The organism is Mesorhizobium delmotii, assembly GCF_900149755.1.
Classification (GTDB): Bacteria; Pseudomonadota; Alphaproteobacteria; order Rhizobiales; family Rhizobiaceae; genus Mesorhizobium; species Mesorhizobium delmotii.
Window position 1 is genome coordinate 1,553,400 of the sequence record NZ_FUIG01000013.1, and the last position, 9,616, is coordinate 1,563,015.

Sequence of the window (9,616 nt, forward strand, 5' to 3'; positions counted from 1 at the left end):
CGTATGGCCGATGAACTGATATCGATGGACGGATCAATCCGGCTCGAACTTTCGCCGGCCGGCGAAAACTGTCGCATCACTAACGTGCTCAACTGTCGCATTATTAAACGGCTGCTACACATGTGTCCGGAACGGACCCTGTGAGCGATGGCTGGGGTTCCTGGATGCTTTTCGAACTTTTTGTCTCGCACCTCCAGCCGAATTGCGAGCGTTTGTGAAAGAGATCAGGATATCTGAACACGCTATGGGACAAGCTTGATTGACGCATTAGCCTCTCTAGATCCCCTCAGCGGTTCACGACAGAGAGGGTCCACTTGGGCTGTCGCGTTTGCCAGCTCTCGGGGGTTCGAGCCGGAAGACCGCTACATCGCGAGGCTTACTATAGAAGAGGCGTTCTTCTACTATCGGCGACGAGCGGCTTATTCGAAAATATTCCAATTATAGGGATAGAAGGTTGGTCGATTGCTTAGATACCCGAAGTCGTCATCGAACGTCCTTAGTGTACATCTTATATATGCTCATCGCCATCCTCAAAAGAGGCCGAGCGTTTGCAGCAGGCTTTCGAATGTGACCTTTGGTTTCTTACCTGTTTGCCTATCCGGGTACATGTAGTCTTCGGACGACTGCTTGCGTATGTTGCTCGGGCTATACCCGAACTGCTGCGTGAAAGCTCGACTGAAATTCGCCGCTGAATCAAAGCCGATTGCTAGACCAACTTCGGCGACCTTTCGGGTGTCGGAAGGATCCGCTAACATTGCATGAGCTGCGGATAGACGTCGTCGACGAATGTAATTCGCAACGCCGCCGGACGTTTCGAAAAGCTCATAGAGCCGTGTCCTCGAGGTCGCCAGTTCCCGGGCGAGAGCATCCGGTGTCAGGTCGGGCGAGGCAAGATTGCTCGAAATGAAGCGTCTCGCCCGCGTCATCAATCCGATTTGTGAGATCTGATCGTTGCCGTCATCACGATCCAGCAAAGGTGTAACCGCGTCGAATACCATTTTCCGCAAACGGTCCTTGATTCTAGGAAGGTCGTCTTGCGTGAAGCGATCGAGATTGGCTTCAACGCTTGACATAAGATCGATCAGCAGTTTGGCCCGGTGTCCACCCAAAACGACGTTGTTGCTCGCCGCCGGCAAGCTACCTCCATCGGCAAACAGATCGACGGGAACGATCAGGCTGATCGACTCCGTTGCCAGCGCCCGCCCGCTAAACGGATGCCCGAGCGAGCGGATTTCAATCATGCCCGGTTCATTTTGCGCGACACGTCCGTCAACTCCAGTCCAGGTGCGACCGGCGCGGAGAACGGTGATCTGCCAATGGTCAATTGGACTGAACCGCACCGCGTCTGGCGAGCGTTCGTAACTGAAGGCCGGAACGGTTTGTTGCAACAAAAGCATGCCGCCCAGATTCCACACCGCCTGCTGGACGACAAATCCATCCTCGGGATCCACATTGTTCGGCAGACGCGATTCCATCAATACCGCCATATGCTCCCGCCAGGCAGCAAACTGCTGGATTGGTGGAAGGATTTCCGTCTCAAAGCGCAACGACGTCAGGACGGCCTTCTCCACCTCATCCTCACCGAGTGGATCCTGCGACATGCGCGGCCAGCGGCGACGTTCGACAGATGTCGGCTCCCTGTCGTTAGGTGGGACCGTCTTATCCGACATCACTGCCTCCAGCCACGACCCGGAAGGCCGCGACGTCGCGCTGCTTCAGGGAGATATGCCACCGTCATCGCCATGGAGAGGAACTGACCGACCGCATAGGCAACATTCCGACCCTGCCAGCTTGTATGGAAAAACGACATGAAGGGGAAGCTTGCGATGGAAATGATAAGCGCCGCTCTCAAACCTCCTTCTTGCCGTAAAAATAGCGCGCGCCGATCCAGGTCAGGCAAAAGGAATAGATAATGATGGTATTGCCGATGGCGGCAGGCCAGAAGGCACCTTCATTACCCGAATGGAAAGAACGATCCCTCCGATAAAGGTCAGAAATACTGAGGTGAGCCGAGCCCGGAAAGGCACGAAATCACGACAGGTCACGGCAACCGCAGCCAAGATTACACAGACAGTCATGGAATTCAGTAATATAACGACGATAACGTCAGAAATCCATCTGCAGCAACCTCACGTCACCTCCGAAGTGTATTGTTTATAAGATAAACAAAATCATTAGATACATTTAAGGCTCACTGTTTGTAGAGTAGTTAATTTTATCGCACCAAGTCAACAAAGCTAACCCTTAGCGGCTCGATCCTGAACCGGCCATGAATGGGTTTCTTGGCTCGCTTCGAGATAAAGACCTTTGGCAGCATCGCGGCTTCATCAGAATGATCGATGAAAAGGTTTCGGCCGGAGGCGATGGTGCGGTCGAGCGGGTCAGCTGCAAAAATGGACGCTTTGAAAAGTTTCCGGATTCCCTGATATCGCAACGTAGGAACCGGGGAGGTATTGGAAATCATCAGATTCACTACAGGAAGAAAACCTGAAGTCTCAGTGCATTTAGACATCTACATGTCTTCCTTTTGGCACTGATGGTTTTTATGAATGAGGGCTCCCGTGAGTATCGCATTTCAGTCTGCAAAGTTGCAATCTGATCTTTCCTCGCAACGGAGGGTACTTGTCGCAGGCGGGGCCGGCTTTCTCGGATCACATCTGTGCGAACGTCTTTTGCAAGACGGCCATTCTGTTATCTGCGTAGACGATTTTTCCACGGGGCGGCTAGAGAATTTGCGCCACCTCCTGAACTACGACACGTTCAGCTTTGTGCGCCACGATATCGTGGAACGGCTCGATCTGCCGGTCAACGAGATCTACAATCTCGCCTGCCCGGCTTCACCGCCGCACTATCAGGCCGACCCGGTCCATACGATGAAGACGAGCGTGATCGGGTCGCTCAATCTTCTGGAACTGGCAGCACATTACCAGGCGCGGATTTTCCAGGCTTCCACCTCGGAAGTCTACGGCGATCCCCATGTGCATCCGCAGCCCGAAAGCTATTGGGGCAATGTCAATTCCTTCGGTCCGCGCTCTTGTTATGACGAAGGAAAGCGCTCTGCCGAGACTCTGTTCTACGATTTTCATCAGCAATACGGCGTCGACATCCGTATCGTGCGCATCTTCAACACCTATGGTCCGCGCATGCGCCCGGATGACGGCCGGGTCGTTTCCAACTTCATCGTGCAGGCGCTCAAGGGCGAGGACATCACCGTTTACGGCGACGGGTCGCAGACCCGTTCCTTCTGTTACGTGGACGATCTGATCGAAGGCTTCTACCGGCTCATGTACAGCCCTCAGGCGATCCACACGCCTGTCAACATCGGCAATCCCGGCGAACTTACAGTCGGTGAGTTGGCCGAGCAGATCGTGGGAATGACCGGCTCGAGCTCCAAAGTCGTCTATCACCCGTTGCCCGTGGACGATCCGCGCCAGCGTCGGCCCGACATCACAGTGGCCCAGAGAGAACTTGGATGGGAGCCGACCGTGGCGTTGGCCGATGGGCTGAAGTCGACGATCGCTTATTTCGAACGGCAGTTGAGGAAGCCCTCCGGAAAGCTGGCGGAGGCCGCCTGATGTCCGGCAAGAACGTACTTGTCGTTGGTGGCGCCGGCTTTATCGGCAGCCATACAGCCAAGCTTTTGGCCAGGCAGAGTTATGATCCGATTGTCTACGACAATCTATCCACGGGTCACCGGTCAGCCGTCCGATGGGGCGCCTTCGTTGAAGGCAACATCCTTGACTCGGAGCGGTTGACCCACGTCATGGATGAGTATCGCCCTATCGGGGTGATCCATTTTGCTGCATCGGCCTATGTCGGCGAATCCGTAGAGAAACCGGCAAAATATTATCAGAACAACGTCAACGGGACCCAATCGCTGCTGGACGCCTGCCAGAGAAGCGGAACGCGCAATATCATCTTCTCGTCAAGCTGCGCTACCTATGGCATTCCGGATCGCTTGCCGATCCGCGAAGGCGAGAGCCAGCGCCCGATCAATCCTTATGGACGCACGAAGCTCATCGCGGAGCAGATGCTTGCCGATTATTCGGCTGCCTATGCGCTACGCTACGTGGCGCTGCGTTATTTCAATGCGTCCGGCGCGGATATCGACGGGGAAATCGGCGAAACCCACGATCCAGAAACGCATCTCATTCCGCGAGCCATGATGGCCGCTGCAGGCAGGATCGATTTTCTCGAAGTCTATGGCCAGGATTACGATACGCCCGACGGCACCTGCATTCGCGACTATATTCATGTCGCGGATCTGGCGCGCGCGCATGTGCTGGCGCTCGAACATCTGATCAACTGCGGTGGCAATCTGGCCGTCAATCTTGGCAGCGGGCGTGGTACATCCATTAAGGAAATTCTCGAAGCGATCAGCCGGCTGACAGGTCGTAACGTGCCGGTCGAGATGCGCGCTCGTCGTGCGGGCGATCCTCCGGTGCTTTATGCCGATCCGGCGCTCGCTGCCGAAAAACTTGGCTTTCAGGCGCTCTATTCCGATCTCGATACGATAATTCGCACGGCGGCTCCCTTCTTCGGGCTCGAGGTGCGCTCATGAGCACGCCGCGCATCGCGCTGTCTGTTGACAGGGGAGAACCCCTGATGGTGCCGGTCTTCACCGGCCGAAAGCGCGTTGAGTACATTATGGGTGCGGTTTTGTGGGCGATGGCCGTCGCATTCTTCTGGCAATGGTGGGTTTTCGGAGCCACCCACATCAACATGGTCGGCTCAATTCTGGTGACGGCGCTTTTGGCGTGGATAACGCTTTTGCCAGTCTACTTCATCACCATTTTCTTCAATGCACGCCGGCCGCACGGACGGCTGCGTATTTCCGCAGGAAGTCGCGTGGCCATGGTGGTCACCAAGGCTCCATCAGAACCTTTTGAGGTGGTGGCCGAAACCTTGCGGGCCATGTTGGCCCAGAACGTGCCCCACGACACGTGGCTGGCCGATGAGGATCCATCGCCCGCAACGCTCGCATGGTGTCGCGAACATGGCGTATTCGTTTCCACCCGCAAAAGTCGCGCCGATTACCATCGCCAGTCCTGGCCTCGCCGCACACGCTGCAAGGAAGGCAACCTGGCTTTCTTCTACGATCATTATGGCTACGACCAATATGATTTTGTGTCGCAGCTCGATGCCGATCATGTTCCCGAACCTGACTACCTATATAACATGTTGCGGCCTTTTGCCGACCCGACAATCGGTTATGTTTCCGCGCCCAGCATTTGCGATCGCAATGCACATGAAAGCTGGTCCGCGCGTGGCCGCCTCTACATCGAAGCGAGCATGCATGGGTCACTGCAAGCCGGATACAATAATGGCTTCGCGCCCATATGCATCGGATCGCACTATGCGGTGCGCACTGCGGCATTGAAGGAAATCGGTGGGCTGGGGCCAGAACTCGCCGAGGATCATTCCACAACGCTCTTCATGAATGCCTATGGCTGGCGAGGGGCTCACGCGCTTGATGCCATCGCCCATGGCGACGGCCCACGGACGTTTGCCGATCTTGTAACGCAGGAGTTCCAGTGGTCGCGGAGCCTGGTGACGATCCTGTTGCAATACTCACCAAAACTGATCGGACACTTGCCGCTGCGTTTGAAGGTTCAATTCCTATTTTCGCAGTTCTGGTACCCGCTTTACGCCTTCTTTCTTGCTCTGACATTCCTGTTGCCCGTGATCGTGCTGGTCCAGGGCGATAATTTCATCAACGTCACTTACCCAGAGTTTCTGCTCCATTTCATGCCGCAGTCGCTTATGATCCTGCTTTTGGCATTCTGGTGGCGGTCGAGTCGCACATTTCGGCCTATCGACGGCAAGATTTTTAGTTGGGAAGCGATGCTGTTTTTGCTGGCGCGCTGGCCGTGGGTTCTGGCTGGAACCTTTGCCGCGTTCCGTGACTGGATGACCGGATCCTTTGTTGATTTTCGCGTCACGCCAAAAGGCACGTCCGAAGTCGATCCGCTACCGTTTCGCGTGCTGGCGCCGTATGCCTTCGTGGTCCTGATCTCCATTCTGCCGGTCGTGTTCGTGCAGGATGCGTATCAAACGCGCGGCTTTTTCGTCTTCGCCATCATCAATGCTTGCTTTTACTTGCTGCTGATTTTCATGATCTTGCTGCAGCATGGCAGGGAGAATGACGTGCGGATGAAAAGCCGCGCCTATCGCCCCGCGCTGGCAAGCAGTTTCATGGCCCTTTTGATGGTTACCAGCTTCGCCACGGTCGAGCGTGGACGCGACGGCATCGAGGCGCTCGCCTGGGGAACCAAAAGCTTTTCCCTGTTCGACGACAGCTTCTCAATTGCCGGGGCAGGCGTCGGTGGTCGCGCTGTTCACAAAACCATCTTCAATCCACGTTGGCGCACCAATGCGACCGGACACGCCCATCGAGGACAAACGGCGGGCGCCGCTCATCTCGAGATGGCGGGAGGTTCCGGTGGCACTTTCTAAATCTGAAAGGGCTCTATTGCTGTCAGGTTTCCGGATGCTGACAGCAGTCGCTTGGGCAGTGTCCTGCATTGCTGCACCGGCCTTTGCCTCTTCCTCACAGGTTTCCGTTCTGCCGGAAGGGGCACGTCGCATGACAGCAGGCGAAATCTACGATCTCTATAGAGACAAGAGCTGGCAGTGGGACAGCGGAGCCGGACGAATGGTGGGCGCGGACCGGCAATTTTCGGCATGGACCGACGGTGAGACGGGCAAATCCTGGGCGGAAGGCCGCTGGATCATCACCGAGACAGGTTGGATGTGTCTCAACGCGACATGGCATTCCGAACAGGGTGTATTTCCCGCCAAGACCTGCTTTTCGCATCGCATCGATAATGGAACGATCTATCAGAAGCGCGAGCCCGGTGGTGAGTGGTATGCGTTCCGTAACGCCGAGGTCCACCAAGACGACGAGGCCAGCAAGCTGGTGTCCACCGATCTGGTTTCCCGTCAACTCGATGCCATCAAAGCCGCGCTTGGTGCGGCACAGCAATCTGAACAGTAAGAAAGGGAGGGGGCCTTGAAAAGTCTCTTTAAACTATCAGCAGCCTTGCTTTGCAGCGCATGCATTTCCGGTGGTGTCTATGCAGCCAGCGGCGTGTCGGGAGCGAGTGTCGACAGCCGCAATCAGTTTCGGGACAAGCGTCCCATCATCACGGCTGACTCCGTAACCCCCGGCGCCTACGATCCGCACGCGGATTATACCAACGATTCCAACTCAAAAATCGAACACCTTTTTCTTCCCTGGGAAGATGTGGATCTGGCAACGCTCAGCGCCGCAGATGCCTATGCGCGTGAGCGTGGACGTTCCCTGTTGATCACGGTCGAGCCGTGGTCCTGGGCGCGGGACTGGCGTGTAGGTCCTGAGGATTTGCTCGCCGGGATTTTGGGCGGGCGCTACGATGCCAATATGTCAGCGGTCTGCTCTGCGGCGGCGCAGCTGAAAAGCCCCGTCACTATCCGCTGGGCGCAGGAAATGGAAGATAATGACGGGCAATTCACCTGGGCTTTCTGGAATGCTGAAGGTTATGTGAACGCCTACAGGCATGTCATCGACATATGCCGCAAGCATCTTCCGTCGGCCCAATACATGTGGTCACCGAAAGGAGAAGAAGGACTGGAAGCCTTCTATCCTGGCGACAAGTATGTCGACATTATCGGTCTGTCCGTCTTTGGCTATCAGCCCTATGACAAGCTGGAGGTCGGTCGTGATACGACTTTTGTGGAGCGCACAAAGCCGGGTTATGACCGTGTGACGGGCTTCGGCAAACCAATCGCCATTGCGGAGCTTGGCTACGAAGGTAACGACGAATATGCTCGTGACTGGGCCGCGGAAGCAAACAAGCCGCATGCCGAGTTCCCGGACATGACAGCCGTTGTCTACTTCAACGATCTTGAAGTCTATCCATGGCCGAGAAATGTCGGCCGGCCCGATTGGCGCGTGGCCAACCATCCGCTGGACTGATCCAAGTCGTTCGACAGAGTGGTTCGGCTTTCACCAGATGGCCGAACCGCTCCATCCCTTTATTTCTATGCGGTTCCAACGCAGGACTCTTACGCAGTCTTACTGGAATTGCCTTGGTGGAGAGGAAGTAAAATGTTTTCGATCCGTTCGATTATCTCAAGTGCGGTGCTGTTTGTGTTCTTGCTTGCAGGCAATGCCTACGCCGCTCCCAAACAACCGGCGGGCGACGCCATAGAAAAACGCGCCGCTGCCGCGACGCCGATGAAGGTCTCAGCGGTTGAAAAGCTCTATGCCGGCCGCACCTGGAAATGGCAAAACGGCGGTGGGTTCTATTCTGCGGAGACAACTGCTCGCGGGCTGTTCTCTGCAAATAGGAAGCCGTTCGCCGCTTGGTCGCGCAAACGGGCAGCATGGTCCTATGCGGAGGGAAACTGGTATGCGACCAATGGGGGCAAGCTCTGCATGCGCGCTCTCTGGACCAGCAAAGTAGCGAAAGGGAGTCTGGCAAGAAGCGGTGCAATCACATGTTTCCTGCACCGTGAAAAACATGGCGTCGTTTATCAGAAGCCTTTCATCGGTGGGAAATGGTATGTCTTTCGTCACAATCCCGCTCGCCGGGACGATGAGGCGCGCAAACTGGTCAAAGGTAATCGGGTAAGCAAAGAAGTTTCGCACCTTAAGGCGAATTCTCGATAACCGCGCAAAAACGGAGCCGCCGCGGCTTCAGGCGCGGCGGCTTCTGTCAAAACCAGGTCCAACATTAAACGCCTGGCTGATTCGAGACCCTCCGAGTGTAGCAACGCGCTTTCTGACCAAAGCCGCTCGGAGTGCAGACATAGGTGTTGCTGTTCAAGTACCGGGATGCTGATATCTTAACGACCTTGCCGACGGGTTTCTTGTTGTAGCGAACATCGTTGTTAACTCGATATTTGACAAGGTACACGGACCGTGTCTCTCCCTCTGGCTTACGCATTTCGCCTGCTTGCGCGTTTGCGCCGAGAGCCACGGAAACAGCAAGCCCGATCGCTGCAATCGCCACTCTTCTAAAACGGTTCCGATGCGCAGTAGAAAACGTCATGTGCTAGCCTCCAATGTTATTGTTCTGGAGTGCGTTGTACCCAAAGGACTTTAGGTTCTGGTTTGAACTATCTTGATAAATTTAGACAAAATGTCGCATTCCTCATGCCTCAAGTGGGGCGATTTGACCAAAATGAGGCCGGCGGCGCGTCCGCCGATGGATGCGAAATTCCACTTCGTCTTCTCGTTGCATCGCGGCGCGGGAGGTCGAAGAACTCTTGGTTTGCGGCAAAGTAAACGGACAGGTTCAAAGCTTGCAACAGACTTGAAGCAGGTTGTGTGCGTCAAGTTCTGCAAAAGGGCCGGCCATGGCGCTGGTCATGCGGCTTGGCGTCGAGCGAGCTTGTTGTGCTCGCGCAGGTCGTCCATGTTGATGTAGCGGTTGGCCTCCATCCAGTTTTCGTTGGTCTCGACGGCCAGCGACGATACCCGAGATATTGCGCGAACTCGGCTGCCTGCCGCTGGCGGAAAGGGCTATCCTGCTTGGTAGCGTCCGTAAGGGTGTCGTGCCGGTATCGATCCTTGCTCTCGCTATGGTGGCGACTGCGTTTGGGCTGCTACCGGTCTCCGTCGCTTTCTTTG

The 9,616-nt window shown here is 55.7% G+C and carries 9 protein-coding genes; 7 read left to right on the forward strand and 2 right to left on the reverse strand.

Features of this window, described 5'->3' with window-relative positions; genetic code table 11:
• Positions 1–530: 530 nt before the first annotated feature.
• The gene (locus tag BQ8482_RS08920; RefSeq protein WP_244602662.1) at positions 531–1,670 is read right to left on the reverse strand and encodes a helix-turn-helix domain-containing protein; all 1,140 of its coding nucleotides are present in this window, start codon (positions 1,668–1,670) and stop codon (positions 531–533) included.
• A gap of 599 nt (positions 1,671–2,269) precedes the next feature.
• Here BQ8482_RS08920 and BQ8482_RS37625 point away from each other — a divergent pair.
• The 7 genes from BQ8482_RS37625 (at position 2,270) to BQ8482_RS08955 (ending at position 8,653) form a co-directional block, all read left to right on the forward strand.
• Positions 2,270–2,491 (forward strand): hypothetical protein, encoded by a 222-nt coding sequence (locus tag BQ8482_RS37625; RefSeq protein ID WP_133254711.1) that lies wholly within the window; start codon positions 2,270–2,272, stop codon positions 2,489–2,491.
• Between the two features lie 58 nt (positions 2,492–2,549).
• A complete protein-coding gene (locus BQ8482_RS08930) occupies positions 2,550–3,575 on the forward strand; it encodes a UDP-glucuronic acid decarboxylase family protein (RefSeq protein ID WP_123147107.1) in 1,026 nt (341 codons plus the stop codon).
• Positions 3,575–4,561: a UDP-glucose 4-epimerase GalE gene (gene galE, locus BQ8482_RS08935; RefSeq protein WP_095495269.1), complete on the forward strand. Its 987-nt coding sequence runs from the start codon at positions 3,575–3,577 to the stop codon at positions 4,559–4,561. Before BQ8482_RS08930 ends, galE begins: the two co-directional genes overlap by 1 nt.
• The gene (locus BQ8482_RS08940; protein WP_123147108.1) at positions 4,558–6,456 is read left to right on the forward strand and encodes a glycosyltransferase family 2 protein; all 1,899 of its coding nucleotides are present in this window, start codon (positions 4,558–4,560) and stop codon (positions 6,454–6,456) included. Before galE ends, BQ8482_RS08940 begins: the two co-directional genes overlap by 4 nt.
• A 34-nt stretch (positions 6,457–6,490) precedes the next feature.
• Positions 6,491–6,997, forward strand: a complete 507-nt coding sequence (locus tag BQ8482_RS08945; RefSeq protein ID WP_077381293.1) for a DUF995 domain-containing protein — start codon at positions 6,491–6,493, stop codon at positions 6,995–6,997.
• 15 nt (positions 6,998–7,012) lie between these two features.
• Positions 7,013–7,957 carry a glycoside hydrolase family 26 protein gene (locus BQ8482_RS08950; RefSeq protein ID WP_123147109.1) on the forward strand — a complete coding sequence of 315 codons (945 nt, stop codon included), beginning with the start codon at positions 7,013–7,015 and terminating at the stop codon, positions 7,955–7,957.
• Between the two features lie 132 nt (positions 7,958–8,089).
• Positions 8,090–8,653 carry a DUF995 domain-containing protein gene (locus BQ8482_RS08955; RefSeq protein ID WP_123147110.1) on the forward strand — a complete coding sequence of 188 codons (564 nt, stop codon included), beginning with the start codon at positions 8,090–8,092 and terminating at the stop codon, positions 8,651–8,653.
• Between the two features lie 64 nt (positions 8,654–8,717).
• On the opposite strand, the gene BQ8482_RS40295 is transcribed toward BQ8482_RS08955, so the two are convergent.
• Positions 8,718–9,035, reverse strand: coding sequence for an MlaD family protein (locus BQ8482_RS40295; RefSeq protein ID WP_095495263.1), 318 nt, complete (start codon positions 9,033–9,035; stop codon positions 8,718–8,720).
• Between the last annotated feature and the right edge of the window lie 581 nt (positions 9,036–9,616).